Source organism: Celeribacter sp. SCSIO 80788, from assembly GCF_051054295.1.
Classification (GTDB): domain Bacteria; phylum Pseudomonadota; class Alphaproteobacteria; order Rhodobacterales; family Rhodobacteraceae; genus Celeribacter.
The window spans coordinates 286,400-300,527 of the sequence record NZ_CP150482.1; the positions used below are offsets into that span (position 1 = coordinate 286,400).

Annotated in this window: 16 protein-coding genes; 7 read left to right on the forward strand and 9 right to left on the reverse strand. The window is 61.9% G+C overall.

Annotated features, from left to right (window positions below):
• Positions 1–43 precede the first annotated feature (43 nt).
• Positions 44–1,084 (reverse strand): Hint domain-containing protein, encoded by a 1,041-nt coding sequence (locus V1471_RS01580; protein ID WP_434286526.1) that lies wholly within the window; start codon positions 1,082–1,084, stop codon positions 44–46.
• A gap of 379 nt (positions 1,085–1,463) precedes the next feature.
• Between V1471_RS01580 and V1471_RS01585 the strand changes: the two genes are divergently transcribed.
• The 3 genes from V1471_RS01585 to V1471_RS01595 are packed head-to-tail and all read left to right on the forward strand — an operon-like array spanning position 1,464 to position 4,468.
• Positions 1,464–2,243 (forward strand): SDR family oxidoreductase, encoded by a 780-nt coding sequence (locus tag V1471_RS01585; RefSeq protein ID WP_434286528.1) that lies wholly within the window; start codon positions 1,464–1,466, stop codon positions 2,241–2,243.
• Between the two features lie 18 nt (positions 2,244–2,261).
• A complete protein-coding gene (locus V1471_RS01590; RefSeq protein ID WP_434286529.1) occupies positions 2,262–3,314 on the forward strand; it encodes a methyltransferase domain-containing protein in 1,053 nt (350 codons plus the stop codon).
• A 56-nt stretch (positions 3,315–3,370) separates the two neighbouring features.
• On the forward strand, positions 3,371–4,468 hold the full coding sequence (locus tag V1471_RS01595; RefSeq protein WP_434286530.1) for an ABC transporter ATP-binding protein: 1,098 nt from the start codon (positions 3,371–3,373) through the stop codon (positions 4,466–4,468).
• A gap of 202 nt (positions 4,469–4,670) precedes the next feature.
• Here V1471_RS01595 and V1471_RS01600 read toward each other — a convergent pair whose 3' ends face one another.
• Together V1471_RS01600 and V1471_RS01605 are read right to left on the reverse strand one after the other, a co-directional pair.
• Positions 4,671–5,396 carry a helix-turn-helix transcriptional regulator gene (locus tag V1471_RS01600; RefSeq protein ID WP_434286531.1) on the reverse strand — a complete coding sequence of 242 codons (726 nt, stop codon included), beginning with the start codon at positions 5,394–5,396 and terminating at the stop codon, positions 4,671–4,673.
• A gap of 2 nt (positions 5,397–5,398) precedes the next feature.
• Positions 5,399–5,722 (reverse strand): hypothetical protein, encoded by a 324-nt coding sequence (locus V1471_RS01605; protein WP_434286533.1) that lies wholly within the window; start codon positions 5,720–5,722, stop codon positions 5,399–5,401.
• A 217-nt stretch (positions 5,723–5,939) separates the two neighbouring features.
• Here V1471_RS01605 and V1471_RS01610 point away from each other — a divergent pair, with 217 nt between their 5' ends.
• The 4 genes from V1471_RS01610 (at position 5,940) to V1471_RS01625 (ending at position 8,421) form a co-directional block, all read left to right on the forward strand.
• A complete protein-coding gene (locus V1471_RS01610; RefSeq protein ID WP_434286535.1) occupies positions 5,940–6,155 on the forward strand; it encodes a twin-arginine translocase TatA/TatE family subunit in 216 nt (71 codons plus the stop codon).
• 81 nt (positions 6,156–6,236) lie between these two features.
• Positions 6,237–6,692: a Sec-independent protein translocase protein TatB gene (gene tatB, locus V1471_RS01615; protein ID WP_434286536.1), complete on the forward strand. Its 456-nt coding sequence runs from the start codon at positions 6,237–6,239 to the stop codon at positions 6,690–6,692.
• Positions 6,689–7,576 carry a twin-arginine translocase subunit TatC gene (gene tatC, locus V1471_RS01620; protein WP_434286538.1) on the forward strand — a complete coding sequence of 296 codons (888 nt, stop codon included), beginning with the start codon at positions 6,689–6,691 and terminating at the stop codon, positions 7,574–7,576. Before tatB ends, tatC begins: the two co-directional genes overlap by 4 nt.
• 2 nt (positions 7,577–7,578) lie before the next feature.
• Positions 7,579–8,421: an ATP-binding protein gene (locus V1471_RS01625; protein ID WP_434286540.1), complete on the forward strand. Its 843-nt coding sequence runs from the start codon at positions 7,579–7,581 to the stop codon at positions 8,419–8,421.
• A gap of 98 nt (positions 8,422–8,519) precedes the next feature.
• Here V1471_RS01625 and V1471_RS01630 read toward each other — a convergent pair whose 3' ends face one another.
• The 6 genes from V1471_RS01630 to purF all read right to left on the reverse strand — a co-directional run bounded on the left by V1471_RS01630 (position 8,520) and on the right by purF (position 14,093).
• Complete coding sequence (locus tag V1471_RS01630) at positions 8,520–9,701, reverse strand: LysM peptidoglycan-binding domain-containing protein (protein WP_434286541.1); 1,182 nt, start codon at positions 9,699–9,701, stop codon at positions 8,520–8,522.
• A gap of 83 nt (positions 9,702–9,784) precedes the next feature.
• A complete protein-coding gene (locus V1471_RS01635; RefSeq protein ID WP_434286542.1) occupies positions 9,785–10,426 on the reverse strand; it encodes a protein-L-isoaspartate(D-aspartate) O-methyltransferase in 642 nt (213 codons plus the stop codon).
• Positions 10,426–11,208, reverse strand: coding sequence for a 5'/3'-nucleotidase SurE (gene surE / locus V1471_RS01640; protein WP_434286544.1), 783 nt, complete (start codon positions 11,206–11,208; stop codon positions 10,426–10,428). The genes V1471_RS01635 and surE overlap by 1 nt, the downstream gene beginning before the upstream one ends.
• A 125-nt stretch (positions 11,209–11,333) precedes the next feature.
• Entirely contained in the window at positions 11,334–12,002 is a 669-nt protein-coding gene (locus V1471_RS01645; RefSeq protein WP_434286546.1) for an SDR family NAD(P)-dependent oxidoreductase, read from the reverse strand.
• Between the two features lie 31 nt (positions 12,003–12,033).
• Positions 12,034–12,552, reverse strand: a complete 519-nt coding sequence (locus V1471_RS01650; protein WP_434286548.1) for a DUF2199 domain-containing protein — start codon at positions 12,550–12,552, stop codon at positions 12,034–12,036.
• A gap of 68 nt (positions 12,553–12,620) precedes the next feature.
• Positions 12,621–14,093, reverse strand: a complete 1,473-nt coding sequence (gene purF, locus V1471_RS01655; RefSeq protein ID WP_434286549.1) for an amidophosphoribosyltransferase — start codon at positions 14,091–14,093, stop codon at positions 12,621–12,623.
• Between the last annotated feature and the right edge of the window lie 35 nt (positions 14,094–14,128).

Sequence of the window (14,128 nt, forward strand, 5' to 3'; positions counted from 1 at the left end):
GCCCTGAAGCGCGCTCTTCCGTTTCCTTTGCTGCCCTAAATACTCAGCTTCCGGAGGCCGACCGCAGCACCTCGGCCGCCACCGAAGGCTCCAGCATCCCGTCGCGCAGCTCGAAGGCGCGCGGGGTCTCGGCGAAGGCGTGATCGGTGGCAATGCGCGCCTGCACATCCTCAGGCAAGAACGGTTTCACCCGCCCGTCGACGAACATGCTCTCGGCGGCGATGCCCTCGGCGTAGATGATCTCATGGGTGTCGAACAAAAGCTGGAAATAATCGACAAACCCACCCTCGGACTGGATCACGTTCTGCCCGTTGACCAGAAGCTTGGCCTTGACCAACACTTCCGCCCGACCGGCGCGGACCGCATCGCGGCGCTGGTAGATGAAAATCCGGTGGTTTGGCGAGACGATCAGGTCATGTGCATTGTTCAGCGCGCCCTCGCGGATCACGATGGGAGCAAAGGCCCCGGTGGCACGCACGGTCTGACAACCGATCCAGCGAATTTCCTGCGGCCCGTGATCACGGGTCAGGACGCGGTCCCCGACCGTCAGATCTTCGATCGGTTTCTGAATGCCGTTGGCGAGCGTAATGCGGGTACCCCGCGTGAAGGCAACACAGGCGACATCGGAAAGCCGCGTGCGCACGGTGTCCTCGTCCAGTTTCACCAGCACATATTCCACATCCGGAAGCATTGGCGCGAAGGGTAGGAAGAACGTATCCTCGATCAGCCCGTTCTGATCGGTCTCAACCAGAACCAGAACCTCGATCGTATTGCCGGAGCCGGCCATGAAGGTCGCGATGCAGTCGAGGTGCAGATCATGCCCGATATCCCCGAACTCTGTGCCTTCGGCCACGCTCAGCTTGTCGCCATCGACGTTAACGGAAAGCCGCCCGCGGCTGGCGTGTTTGCGAAGTTCATAGACATCGGCAAGCTCCAACTCGGCAGCATTCGCAAGCGCCTCGCCCAGATTCACCCCATTGGTGACCCGCAACGCCCCGGCGCGGTAGACCGCAAGACTTTGCACGGGCAAACCGGTCTGGCCGCCCATCTGAGCCTGCATATGATCCCCGCTGACCGCCGTCATCCCTTTTCCAAACCCTTTTCCCGACCGCTTTCCCCCGAAAGGCTCCTTTGGCTGGCGTGATCTGTGACGCTGTCGACGCCCACGCCGGATGCGATCAAAGGGGCGGTCATGCAAGTGACAAAGGAGGTCTCATTATGCCGGGTCTCGGTGTTATTGTACATAGAAACGCCTCCTTGTCTCGTGACCCAAGTAAACTTGGTTAAACATTCCCATTGTGATCGGTAACAATGGCGGGATTTGGGCGAGAGTGGTTCTTTCTCGGGCGGTGTCTAGGGTTCATTTGCAGCGGGCGAGTCGGGTAAGGTCAGGCAGTTGGCAGATGACAATCCGGGTCACGAAGCCTAAATATCGCTCGGGACTGTATCGGAAGGAGACTGCGATGGATCTTGGGATCAGGGGCAAACGGGCGCTGGTATGTGCCTCCTCGAAAGGGCTGGGGCTTGGCTGTGCGCGCGCGCTGGCGGAGGCCGGGGTCGATCTGGTGATGAACGCACGCGGTGTCGAGGCGCTTGAGGCCGCGGCCACGGATATTCGCGCAGAGTTCGGGGTTGCGGTTGAAACCGTCGCCGCCGATGTGACCACCGAAGAGGGCCGCGCAGCCGTCCTCGAGAAAGCGCAAGGCGTTGAAATCCTTGTCACCAACGCTGGCGGTCCGCCGCCGGGCATGTGGACCGACTGGGAGCGCGAAGATTTCATCAAGGCGCTCGACGCCAATATGTTGGCCCCCATCGCGCTGATCAAAGCCTTGGTGCCGGGCATGATGGAACGCGGTTGGGGCCGTGTCGTCAACATCACCTCTGTCTCCGTCAAAGCGCCGATCGGCGTTCTCGGCCTGTCGAATTCGGCGCGTGCGGGGCTCACGGGCTATGTCGCAGGCACGTCGCGTCAGATCGCAGGTTCAGGTGTCGTCATGAACAACCTTCTGCCGGGGTTCCACGCCACCAATCGCACGGTCGGGATGGACGGGATGCAGGCGGAAAAAGCCGGGACCACGCCCGATGCGATCCGCGCCGAGCGCTGCAAAACCATCCCCGCCGGGCGCTATGGCACGGTCGAGGAATTCGGTGCCACCTGTGCCTTCATGTGCTCGCAATTCGCGGGCTTTATGGTCGGCCAAAATGTCCTTCTGGACGGCGGTCAGACCAACAGCACGATGTGATCGAGAGGGGAGCGCGCCATGAGCCACGCCGAGGTGCAGGACTATTACGGCAAGGTGTTGCAGGGGTCGCAGGATCTCAAAACCAACGCCTGCTGTTCGCCGGATGCGATGTCGGACGGGTTGAAACGCGCGCTCTCCAACATCCATGACGAGGTGCTGTCGCGCTACTATGGCTGTGGGCTGATCGCGCCTGCGGTGCTCGACGGCGCGCGGGTGTTGGACCTCGGTTCCGGTTCCGGGCGGGACGTCTATGCGCTGTCGCAATTTGTGGGCGAAACCGGGTTCGTTGCCGGTGTCGATATGACAGAGGAGCAACTCGCCGTCGCCCGCCGCCATCAGGACTGGCATGCGGAGCGCTTCGGCTACGTCAAATCCAACGTGGAATTTCATCAGGGCTATATCGAAAAGCTCGACGATCTGCCTTTGGAAGAAGGCAGTTTCGACGTCATCGTCTCCAACTGCGTTCTGAACCTTGCGATGGACAAGCCCGCCGTGCTGCGCGAGGCCTATCGGCTTCTGAAACCCGGCGGGGAGATGTATTTCTCCGATGTCTACGCCGACCGTCGCGTGCCTGAGGCGCTTCGGGCCGATCCGGTGCTTTATGGCGAATGCCTCTCCGGCGCGCTCTATTGGAACGATTTCGAATATATGGCCCGTGCGGCGGGGTTTGCGGACCCGCGGCTGGTGACGCATCGGACGCTGACGGTGGAAAACCCAGCGCTGGAGGCCAAGGTCGCGCCGATCAAGTTCATCTCTGCCACATATCGGCTGTTCAAACTCGATCTCGAACCGGAGTGCGAGGATTACGGCCAAGCGGTGATCTACAAGGGCACGGTGCCGGAGATGCCGCATGTGTTCGATCTCGACGCAGGCCATCAGATCGAGACCGGCAAGGTGTTTCCGGTCTGTGGCAACACGTTCAAGATGCTCGCCGACACGCGGTTTGCGACGCATTTCGAGTTCATCGGCGATTTTTCGACTCATTACGGCATTTTCGCGGGCTGTGGCGGCACCAGCCCTTTCGACAGCCTCACCGAGACCGGCGTCCCCGCCTCGGGCGGCTGTTGCTAAGCCTGCGAGCGCCTGATAGGGAAGTTGAGACTTTTCGTCAGACAAAGACCGCACCTTTGACCGAGCCCGTGACCAACCCCCGTTTGGAAATCCGCAACATCCGCCGCCGCTTTCAGGGCCGTGAGGTGGTCTCCGACGTGTCGCTCAAGGTGATGCCGGGGCAGGTGACCTGTCTTCTGGGGCCGTCGGGCTGTGGCAAATCCACGACTTTGCGCATCATAGCCGGCGTCGATATGCAGGACGCGGGCGAGATCTATGTCGACGGTCAACTGGTCTGCGATACGGTGTTCCGCGTTCCACCAGAGCAACGCTCGATCGGACTGATGTTTCAGGATTTTGCACTTTTCCCACATTTATCAGTCTCCGAAAACGTTGGGTTTGGCTTAAAAGGCCACAAATCCGATAAAAAGCCCCGGATCGAAGAGCTGCTCGACAAGGTCGGGCTCCTGTCGGCCTATGGCAAATATCCGCATGAGCTTTCGGGCGGCGAACAACAACGCATCGCGCTGGCCCGCGCGCTCGCGCCGCGCCCGTCGATCATGCTGATGGACGAACCGTTTTCCGGCCTCGACGAACGCCTGAAAGACGACATCCGCGACAGCACGCTCGATGTGCTCAAGGCCGAAAACACCGCCGTTCTGCTGGTGACTCACGAGCCGCACGAGGCGATGCGCATGGCCGATGAAATCGCCCTCATGCGCGATGGCAAGATCGTGCAGCAGGGCGCGCCCTATAATATCTACAACGCACCGACAGATCGCAAAGCGGCGGCTTTTTTCAGCGATATCAACGTGATTCATGGCACAGCTCAGAAACTCGCTGTGACCACCGCCTTCGGGGAATTCTTTGTCCCCGGTCAGCCGGATGGCACAGAGGTTGAGATCGTGATCCGCCCGCAGCACCTGCGCATCGACTTCGACCGCGCCGGTCGCGGTCCGAATCCGACGCCGCAAGACGGCACGCCTGCGCGCGGCGTGGTACAGCGGGCGCGGTTCATGGGGCGGGAGAGCCTTGTGGAATTCAAAATGGATTTCGACGGATCGGTGCTCAAAGCGACCGTGCCTTCGGTGTTCCTGCCGAAACCGGGCACGCCGATGTGGCTGATGATGCGCCGCGATCGGTGTTTTGTCTTCCCGGTGCAGGCTGCAATTTGAGTATTTGAACCATCAGAAAGGCCTGATGTTCAGATTGTCTTAACCACGCTCTGTCAGACTATGTCTGCGGTACAGGCGGGAGCGCCGATGACCGCCCATCGGAAAGCCGCCCCGGCTTGTGTGGCCGAAAACCCTTCCGGAGACGCCACTGCGCTATGCACCGGCAGTCGGGGCGCATCTGGTTTTCTGATGGCAAAAATACTCATTTGAAAACCTTGGACGCCTTCTGAAGGGCGAGGAATTCAGCCAGCGTTTTACCCGGCTCGTCGCGAAACTGCGCGCCGGTGTCGATGGTGCTTTCAATCCGGTCAACGCGGAAGGTGCGAAAATCCGCCCGTTCCTCGCACCACGCAGACATGGTCCAGACCCGCCCCCAATAATCGAGCTGCAAAGGCCGCACCAGACGCGTGGATTTCGTCCCGTCAAGCGCCAGATAGCCGATGCGCAGGACCTTTTTCTCCCGCACGGCCGTCCGCAACAGCGGCATGTGGCGAAAGCCGGTGCGCGCGTCGGCGAAGGCAAAGGGATGCACCGCCATGCCCCAACCGGCGGCGGGCGGGCCGGTGTTTTCCGGCAAAACCGCGTCGATCTTCGCGGCAAGGCTTTTGGCATTGCTGGCAAGATCCGGGTCGGTTGCCTCGCTCAGGATTGCGACGGCGAGGTGCAGCGCCTCCAGTTCTCCCATCGAGAGGTTCATCGGCGGCAGGGTGATCGGCGCCGTGACCATATAGCCGACGCCGCGCTCGCCCTCGACCGGGACGCCCGAGGCCCTGAGCGTCGCCATATCGCGCCAGATCGTGCGTTCGGAGACCTCGACCTGCTCCGCCAACTCGCGTGCGGTGTGCAATTTGCCATCGCGCAGAATCTGGATGAGATCGAACAGGCGGTCGCTGCGCCGAATACCGGTTTGTTTGCGACCGCCTGCCATGATCAGGCCGCTTGGATCAGGCTGCGGAAGAGAGACACGGGCGCGTGGCGCATCGTGACGCTGTCATGATCGACCAGCGCCATGAAGGCCTGTGCCTCCGGGGCGCTGCGAAAGCCACTATCTGCTGCCGCGTTGTCGGCCTCGCTCGCCCAGACATAATCCTCGCGCCAAAGCCCGGTCTCATCGCGGGACAGCGTGCGGGCACACAGCCCCGGACAGCGGTCGAGATAGCCATCGAGCCCGCGTGCCACGGTCATGAAGTCTGTGTCCGTGACGCCGTCTTTGAGGCGAAAGGTAACAGTTTCAATCATTTGAATGTCAGTCATCGTTTTTCTCCGATTCGGTTGCGATGATCTGAGAATGCGGGGTTACAACTGACATAAACCTGTCAGTTGAAGAGTTCCACCTTCATAACCCGCGCCAATGTTGTGCAACTGGGCCGCAGGCAGCATTTTACGCTTTTCCTTCCCCATGGAGCCTTCTAATTCTGGGACCCGCGAGATTAGACAGACGGGCCAATGCCCCTCTCAGATGGAGACTGACATGCTCAACAACATCGGCCTTCCGGGCCTCCTGCTCATCGCCGTCGTGGTGCTGGTCCTTTTCGGCCGCGGCAAGATTTCCGGCCTCATGGGCGAGGTCGGCAAAGGCATCACCTCCTTCAAAAAGGGTGTGGCCGAGGGCACCAAGGAAATCGAAGACGAGGCCGCCCAGGTGGCCAAGGACGTCACCCCCGAAGAAGAAAAAGACAAGGTCTGAGCCTTTCCGGCTTGGATTTTCTGCTTGGATTTTTTGGGCGGGGCGACCCGTTGGCGTGGCTTTTAGACAAGGCGGTGCGGGATGTTTGACATCGGCATGTCAGAACTTCTGATCATCGGGGTCGTGGCGTTGATCGTCGTCGGCCCCAAGGACCTGCCGGGCATGTTCCGCACGCTCGGACGGTTCACGGCGCGGGCGAAATCCATGGCGCGCGAGTTTTCCCGCGCGATGGAGGCGGCGGCCGATGAGACAGGGGTGAAAGAGGCGGCGGACGCTTTGAAAGGCGCTGCGAATCCGAAGAAATTCGGCCTCGACAAGCTCAACGAAGCCGCCGACAAGTTCGAGAAATGGGACCCGATGAAAGCCCCGGATGGCACCGCGGCACCGAAGACGACGACGCTTCAGAAAGACGAGCTGAGCCCGGAGCGGGCCGAAGCCGCCCAGAAGATCTCCGATGCAGCGGCGAAAAAGGCGACCGAGCGGCTTCAGGCCGAATTGGATGCCGAAGAGCAGGCGAAGAAGGACGGCGAAGCATGAGCGACAGCGACATCGACGACAGCAGCGCGCCGCTGATCGAACACCTCGCCGAATTGCGCACGCGGATCATCCGCGCCGCATTGGCGTTTATCATCGCGATGGTGATCTGTTTCGCCGTGGCTGGGCCCATCCTCGATTTTCTGCTGATCCCGATCGAGAAAACCATGCGGTCTCTTGGCAACCCGAACCCGGTGATGCAATACACCGCGCCGCAGGAATATTTCTTTACGCTCATCCGCATTTCCATGGTGGGCGGTCTGGCGCTGGCCTTCCCTGTGATCGCCTATCAGCTTTGGCGCTTTGTCGCGCCGGGGCTTTACAAGAACGAGAAGAACGCCTTTCTGCCCTTCCTGATTGCCTCGCCTGTGCTCTTCATTATGGGCGCGGCTTTTGCGCAATTCGTAGTCGTGCCGCTGGCGATGACCTTTTTCCTCGGCTTTGCCGATCTGCCGTCCTTCGTGGGCGCACTCGTGACCAATGGGGGCGATGTGACGACGGCGACCAAGGATACGGGCATCGACATCGTGTTCAACGGTAAGGTCAACGAAAGCCTTGATATCACGTTGAAAATGATCGTGGCCTTCGGGCTGTGTTTCCAGCTTCCGGTGCTCTTGACGCTGATGGGCAAGGCTGGCCTCGCCTCGGCACATGGCCTGCGCTCGACCCGCAAATATGCCGTCGTCGGCATTCTGACCGTTGCCGCTCTGGTGACGCCGCCGGATGTGACGACTCAGCTCATCCTCTTCACGGTGGTCTACGGGCTCTACGAAATCTCGATCTTCCTCGTCGCCCGTGTCGAAAAAAAACGCACCGCAGAGCTGCGCGCCGCCGGTGTTCTGGACGAGGACGAAGAGCTGTTTTCTGAGTTCGACAAAGAAGATTAAGAATGAAGACTAAAGCCCTCAAACGTATCGCCGAAGCGCTGGAGCGCATGGCCCCCGCGCCGCTGGCCACGCCGGATTTCGACGTCGCAGATGCCTATGTCTGGCAAACCGAACCGGATGCGCTTCAGCCGGTGGCCAAAGTGTCGCGCGTGGATATTTCGCTCCTGATCGGGGTGGACCGGGCGCGCGATACGCTTCTGGAAAACACCCGCCAGTTTGCCCGTGGCCTTCCGGCCAACAACGCGCTCCTTTGGGGCGCGCGCGGCATGGGGAAAAGCTCTCTCGTCAAGGCGGTGCATGCGGCGGTGACTGCCGAAGGCGCGCCGCTCAAGATCGTCGAAATGCAGCGCGAAGACCTGCCCTCCGTGGCGCGGCTTCTGAACCTGCTGCGCGGCTCCGCGCATCGGTTCGTGCTGTTCTGCGATGACCTGTCGTTCAGCCATGACGACGAGCATTACAAATCGCTCAAGGCGGTGCTCGATGGCGGGATCGAAGGCCGCCCCGAGAACGTCTTGTTCTATGCGACGTCCAATCGCCGCCATCTGATGCCGCGCGACATGATCGAGAATGAGCGCAGCTCCGCGATCAACCCCTCCGAGGCCACCGAGGAAAAGGTCTCCCTGTCGGATCGCTTCGGGCTGTGGCTCGGGTTCCATCCCTGTTCGCAGGACGAGTATCTGGCGATGATCCAGGGTTATTGCACGGAATACGGCATCGAGATCGACGGTGAGACGCTGCGCGCAGAGGCCATCGAATGGCAGGCGACGCGCGGCTCGCGGTCGGGCCGTGTGGCGTGGCAGTTCTTTACCGATCTGGCCGGGCGCAAGGGCGTCAAGCTCAGCTGAGTATTTGAGCCATCAGAAAGCTCGAAAAAGCAAAACCCCGATGTGGAAATCGCATCGGGGTTTTGAGGTTTTCTGATGGTCTAAATACTCAATCCCGATCAGTTCAGATAGGGCGTCGGGTCGACCGTTTGCGTGCCCTTGAAGACCATGAACTGCAAAGCGTTGAATTCATTGGCGGTCACCTTGGCAATCGTCTGTCCGCGTTTGACGCTGTCGCCCTTGTTCACCGCGATGTCGTCGATGAAGCTGTAGGCGGTTTGCAAGCCGTTGCCGTGGTCGATGACCATGATTTTCACCCCGTCGGCATTGGTCGAGATCAGCTTGACCGTGCCGTCTTTCGCGGCCTTGACCGGGGTGCCAGCCGTGGCGGCGAAGAGGATGAATTTCGATTTCGTCTTGTCGTAATCGCGGATGATCGCGCCGGAGACGGGTTTCGCCATTTCTGCGGTCGTGCTGGTCTGCGTCGCACCGAGATCGGCGGCGGGTTTGGTTTCCGCAGGCGCGGGCTGAGCCGCGGCCGGATCGGGCAGGGGCTCGGAGGCAGACGGCGGCGTGGGCGTCGGGGAGCCTTGTCCGGGTTCGGTTTCCACCTCTTGCGTGGTGACCTCGGAGGCCTTCACCGGGATCAGCAGGTAGCGCCCTTCGGTGACTTCGAGATCCGAGCCGAGCCCGTTCCAATCGGCCAGCGCGCGCACGGAGATGCCGTATTTGCGGGCGATGGAATAGGCGGTCTCGCCGCGTTGCACCTGGTGACGCACGGGTTCCATGCCCTCGATGGGATCGGAGGCGGTCGTCTGTGTCATCGTCGTGCTGGTCGTCGTCGTTTGACCGGTTTGGGCGTTGCTGAGCCCTTCCTCGGCAAGTGCTGTGATGTCGATCCGCTCGCCGGTGGCGATGGTGCCCGCGCGCGTCGTGCCCGACGTGCCATCGACACGGCGGGGCAGGGCGATGACTTCGCCTTCGCGGAGCGTGACGTCTTCGGTGATGCCATTGTAACGGGCGAGATCGCCAGCGGGCAGGCCGGTGCGGGCGGCGACCGAGGCGATGGTGTCGCCGCGTTTGGCGATGGCCACCTGATAATTCGGATAGGAGACGATGCCCTGTGCGTTCGGCGTCGGTTTCGACACGGTTTTCGCCTCGTTCGCGGCGGGCGCGGTCGAGAAGGCGTCGGTCATGCCGCGCAGGTCGAAATCGATCGGTTTGTCGCAGGCGGTGAGCGCCAGGGCGGCACAGCCGGCAAACATCAGGCGCAGGGTCTGGCGGGAAGGGGAAATCGTCATGGCTCTGTCCTCGGTTTGGACCCCGCCTCTCTCATGGAGGCTTTGTCCTTTTTTACATTCGTGACGCTGGTTCTGTGTCACGCTCACTCCTGACCCATCCCCTCGACAAGGGGCACGAAACGCACGGCGCGCAGCTCTTCGTAATCGAAACCCGTCTCCAGCCGCGTCACCTTGATCAGGCTCTGCACGGCATCGGACTGACCCACCGGCAGGACCATGATACCGCCTGTTTTCAACTGCGCCAAGAGGGGGCCGGGAGGGTCCTCTGCGGCGGCGGTCACAAGGATGCGATCAAACGGCGCCTGATCGGGCAGGCCGAAGGAGCCGTCAGTGGGCATGGAGGTGATGTTGACGATGCCGAGCCGGTCGAAGATCGCCTGTGCTTCGCGCACCAGTCGGATATAGCGGTCGACCGTATAGACGCGGCGGGCGAGGTGGCTCAGGATCGCGGCCTGATAGCCCGACCCGGTGCCGACCTCCAAGACCTTGTCGCGCGGTTGCACGTTCAAAGCCTGGGTCATCAGGCCGACGACGGAGGGCTGCGAAATGGTCTGACCGCAGGCGATGGGCAGCGGCATGTCCTCATAGGCGCGGGCGGTGAACAGCCCCTTGACGAAATCGCCCCGGTCGACCTTTTCCATTGCCGAAAGCGTGCGTACATCCGTTACGCCCTTGGAGCGGAGCGTGTAGAGGAATTGCATCTGGGTTTCGGCATCCATCGCCATCAGAGGGCGGCCTCCAGAGCGGCGAGCGCGTCATGCGCGGTCAGATCGGCGCGCATCGGCGTGACCGAAATATGGCCTTCGAGATTGGCGGTGACATCGGTGCCGGGGCCGGTGTCGACCGCCTGTTCCGAACCGCGCACCCAGAGAAACCGCCGCCCGGTAGGGGAGACCTGCCCCTCCATGGCAAAGCCTGCGGTCTGGCGGCGGCCCTGACGGGCGATCACCATGTCTTTGGTCTCAGAGGCCGGAACGGGCGGGAAATTCACGTTGTAAAACAGTCGGTAATCGTCACCCTCGCCCCACGGCGCATGATCGAGCAGGCGGCGGATGACGCGCGCGCCATGCGCGGCGGCGCTTTCGAACGGATCGTCTACCTTGTAATTGCGCGGGCCGAGGAATTGCGACAGGGCGATGGATTTCACCCCCTGAAGCGCGCCTTCCATGGCTCCGCCGATGGTGCCGGAATACATCACGTTCTCGCCCGCATTGTTGCCCCGGTTGACGCCCGAGAGCACCAGATCGGGGCGGGCAGGCAGGATGTCGTGCAGCCCCGCGAGGACACAATCGGCGGGTGATCCTTCGGCGGCCCAGCGGCGGGGGGCGAGTTCGGAAATCATCGTCGGATTGGCGTAGGAGATGCAATGTCCGACGCCGGATTGCTCGAAGGCGGGCGCCACCACCCAGACCTCCCCGTCCGGTCCGGCGATCTCGGCTGCGATGGCCTCGAGCGTCTTGAGGCCGGGGGCGTTGATGCCGTCGTCATTGGTGATCAAAATACGCATGAGGCCGCTTTCTGTTGTCTTGTCTTCTTCCTTAAAGCAGGCACGGAATCGCGGCAAGACACGGGCCTCAAAAGAGCCGCGCAAACGTCAGAAAAGGCGTTTTTAGACCGGTACAGAGCAGGCTGTTAGAGCAGCCGGGCCTGTTTCAGAAGACGCGGGGCCTCGTCGCGGGGATGCGTCAGGCTGGATTTGTCCTCACCGGGGAAGAACCGCGCGCGGGTCGCGGTGGGCATCGGTGCGGGCGTCAGCACATGGATGCGCGGGGCCTTTTCGACATGAGCGGTTTCCGCCTGCCAGCTTTTCGCCATGGCGATCTGCGCGGCTTTCGAAGCGCCATAAGCGCCGAAGAACTTTTCGCCCGCATGCGGGTCGTCGAAAAACAGCACGTCGCCCGGCGTCGCGGCCATGTTCAGAAGCGGCGAGACCATCGGGATCAGCTTGCCGGTGGCGATGACATTCGTATTCATCGTGCGGTCGAAATCTTTCGGGTCCATATGGTCGGCTGGCGACAAAAGCTGAGCATAAACAGCGGTATGCGCCCAAAGATCGAGATGCCCCCAACGGTCGTAAATGCCGCGACAGAGATGCGCCATGGCGTCCGGGTTGGTGATGTCCATGGGGGCAAGCGTCGCCTGACCGCCGCGGGCCTTGATCCGGTCGTCGAGCTCTTCGAGCGCGCCCGTGGTCTTGGCGACGGCGACGATGTGATAGGCGGGCGCGAGCGCTTCGGCGAGGAAGAAACCAAGGCCGCGCGAGGCGCCGGTGATGAGGGCGATTTTGGTGTTCTCTGTCATGGCGTTGGAGTGCGCGGAAAACGCGCGCCGGTCAAGAGGGTTTGAGCGCACTGCGATCAAGCGTCCCGGTGGCCTCGTAGAGATCGAGAAGCTGGTCGAGAGAAATCTCTTTGGTTTCAAGTTCTTCCACCTGCGGGCGCGCGGAGCCGTCGCCGAAGGTGAGGGTCACGGCACTGTCCAAAGCGAGCAGAGGCGAGAGATCGTTGGCAAGATGGGCCGGGGTCTCGGCGGGCACGGGGCCGCCGTCCAGAAGCTCAAGATAGGCATAAAACACGTCATGCGGCACCGCGACCCAAAGCGCCACCATCAGCGCCTCGTCCGCGCCGCGAATGGGCAGGGTGAGCGTGGCGCGCAAGTACCGCGCATCCCCCAGACGGCAAAGCTCGGAGGCAAGCTGATCGTCGCCCTCTTTGACAAAGGGGGCGTCGCCACGGGTCGCATGTGGCCAGACGGAGGGGTGATCGAAGCCGATGTCGATCACGCCGCCAAAGGCGCCCTCCGGGTCGGTGAGCGCCCGCCAGCGGGGATCGAGATCGAGCAAATTTGCCATGTCGGATTTCCGTCGGCTTTCTGTCGGACTTTTGTCGGACCCTTTGCAGGAACCTGCGGGCGGCGATGTTATTCCGCCGCTGTCTTCATCTCGAAGCCTTTGGCGATCATGTCCGAGGGCACGACCGGGTATTCGCCGGAGAAGCAGGCGTCGCAATAGCGTGGCGCTTTCGGATCACGCCCCGCAGCCACACCGGCGGCGCGATAGAGCCCGTCGAGCGAGATGAACTGAAGGCTGTCGACGCCGAGATAGTCGCGCATTTCCTCGACCGACATCTTGGCGGCCAGAAGCTTGTCCCGATCCGGGGTGTCGACGCCGTAGAAACAGGGCCACATGGTGGGCGGAGAGGCGATGCGGAAATGGACCTCGGCGGCACCGGCGTCCAGAAGCATGTCCTTGATCTTGCGCGAGGTGGTGCCACGCACCACCGAGTCGTCGACGAGGATGATGCGCTTGTCGCGAATGAGCGCCCGGTTGACGTTGAGTTTCAGGCGCACGCCCATGTTGCGGATCTGTTCGGACGGCTCGATGAAGGTCCGGCCCATGTACTGGTTGCGGATGATGCCCATGCCGTAGGGGATGCCGCTTTCATGCGCATAGCCGATGGCCGCAGGGGTGCCGCTGTCCGGCACCGGACAGACGAGATCGGCCTCGACGGGCGCTTCTTTCGCCAGTTCCACGCCGATCTGGTGGCGGGTCTCATAGACCGAACGGCCTTCGAGGATGCTGTCGGGGCGCGAGAAATAGACATGTTCGAAGATGCAGAATCGCGACGCCTGCTGTTCGAACGGTTTCGAGCTTGTCACCTTGCCGGTGTCGGAGATCACCACCATTTCGCCGGGCTCGATCTCGCGGACGAATTCCGCCCCGATGATGTCGAGCGCACAGGTCTCGGACGAGAGCACATAGCCCTTGTCGCCGACCTTGCCCAGAACGAGCGGACGCACGCCGCGCGGGTCGCGCACACCGATGAGTTTGGTGCGGGTCATGGCGACGACGGAGAAGGCCCCCTCGACCCGGCGCAGCGCGTCTTTCATCCGCTCGGGGATGTTGCGTTGCAGCGAACGGGCCATCAGGTGAATGATGCATTCGGAATCGGAGCTGGACTGGAAAATCGAGCCGCGCTCGATCAACTCGCGACGCAGCGCCTCGGCATTGGTGATATTGCCGTTATGGGCAATCGCCGCTCCGCCCATGGCGAATTCGCCAAAGAAGGGCTGCACATCGCGGATCGCGGTGGTGCCTTTGGAGCCTGCCGTGGAGTAGCGCACATGGCCGATGCCGATGGAGCCGGGCAGGGTTTCCATCACCTTTTGCGAGGTGAAATTATCGCGGACATAGCCAAAGCGACGGGCGGAATGGAACCCGGCTTCGGGATCGTAGGTGACGATGCCACCGGCTTCCTGACCGCGGTGTTGCAGGGCGTGCAGACCGAGTGCGATGAAGGAGGCGGCGTCGGTGACGCCGACCGCGCCGAAGACGCCGCATTCTTCCTTGAGTTTGTCATCGTCGAACGGGTGAGACGGGGGCATGGTGCGCATGAAGCCTGGCTCCGAATCCTGTGGCGGGCGTTTTC

Coding starts and splice junctions, on each gene's coding strand:
- V1471_RS01580 (WP_434286526.1), bottom strand. CDS start 1,084: ATGACGGCGGTCAGCGGGGATCATATGCAGGCTCAGATGGGCGGCCAG.
- V1471_RS01585 (WP_434286528.1), top strand. CDS start 1,464: ATGGATCTTGGGATCAGGGGCAAACGGGCGCTGGTATGTGCCTCCTCG.
- V1471_RS01590 (WP_434286529.1), top strand. CDS start 2,262: ATGAGCCACGCCGAGGTGCAGGACTATTACGGCAAGGTGTTGCAGGGG.
- V1471_RS01600 (WP_434286531.1), bottom strand. CDS start 5,396: ATGGCAGGCGGTCGCAAACAAACCGGTATTCGGCGCAGCGACCGCCTG.
- V1471_RS01605 (WP_434286533.1), bottom strand. CDS start 5,722: ATGACTGACATTCAAATGATTGAAACTGTTACCTTTCGCCTCAAAGAC.
- V1471_RS01610 (WP_434286535.1), top strand. CDS start 5,940: ATGCTCAACAACATCGGCCTTCCGGGCCTCCTGCTCATCGCCGTCGTG.
- tatB (WP_434286536.1), top strand. CDS start 6,237: ATGTTTGACATCGGCATGTCAGAACTTCTGATCATCGGGGTCGTGGCG.
- tatC (WP_434286538.1), top strand. CDS start 6,689: ATGAGCGACAGCGACATCGACGACAGCAGCGCGCCGCTGATCGAACAC.
- V1471_RS01625 (WP_434286540.1), top strand. CDS start 7,579: ATGAAGACTAAAGCCCTCAAACGTATCGCCGAAGCGCTGGAGCGCATG.
- V1471_RS01630 (WP_434286541.1), bottom strand. CDS start 9,701: ATGACGATTTCCCCTTCCCGCCAGACCCTGCGCCTGATGTTTGCCGGC.
- V1471_RS01635 (WP_434286542.1), bottom strand. CDS start 10,426: ATGGCGATGGATGCCGAAACCCAGATGCAATTCCTCTACACGCTCCGC.
- surE (WP_434286544.1), bottom strand. CDS start 11,208: ATGCGTATTTTGATCACCAATGACGACGGCATCAACGCCCCCGGCCTC.
- V1471_RS01645 (WP_434286546.1), bottom strand. CDS start 12,002: ATGACAGAGAACACCAAAATCGCCCTCATCACCGGCGCCTCGCGCGGC.
- V1471_RS01650 (WP_434286548.1), bottom strand. CDS start 12,552: ATGGCAAATTTGCTCGATCTCGATCCCCGCTGGCGGGCGCTCACCGAC.
- purF (WP_434286549.1), bottom strand. CDS start 14,093: ATGCGCACCATGCCCCCGTCTCACCCGTTCGACGATGACAAACTCAAG.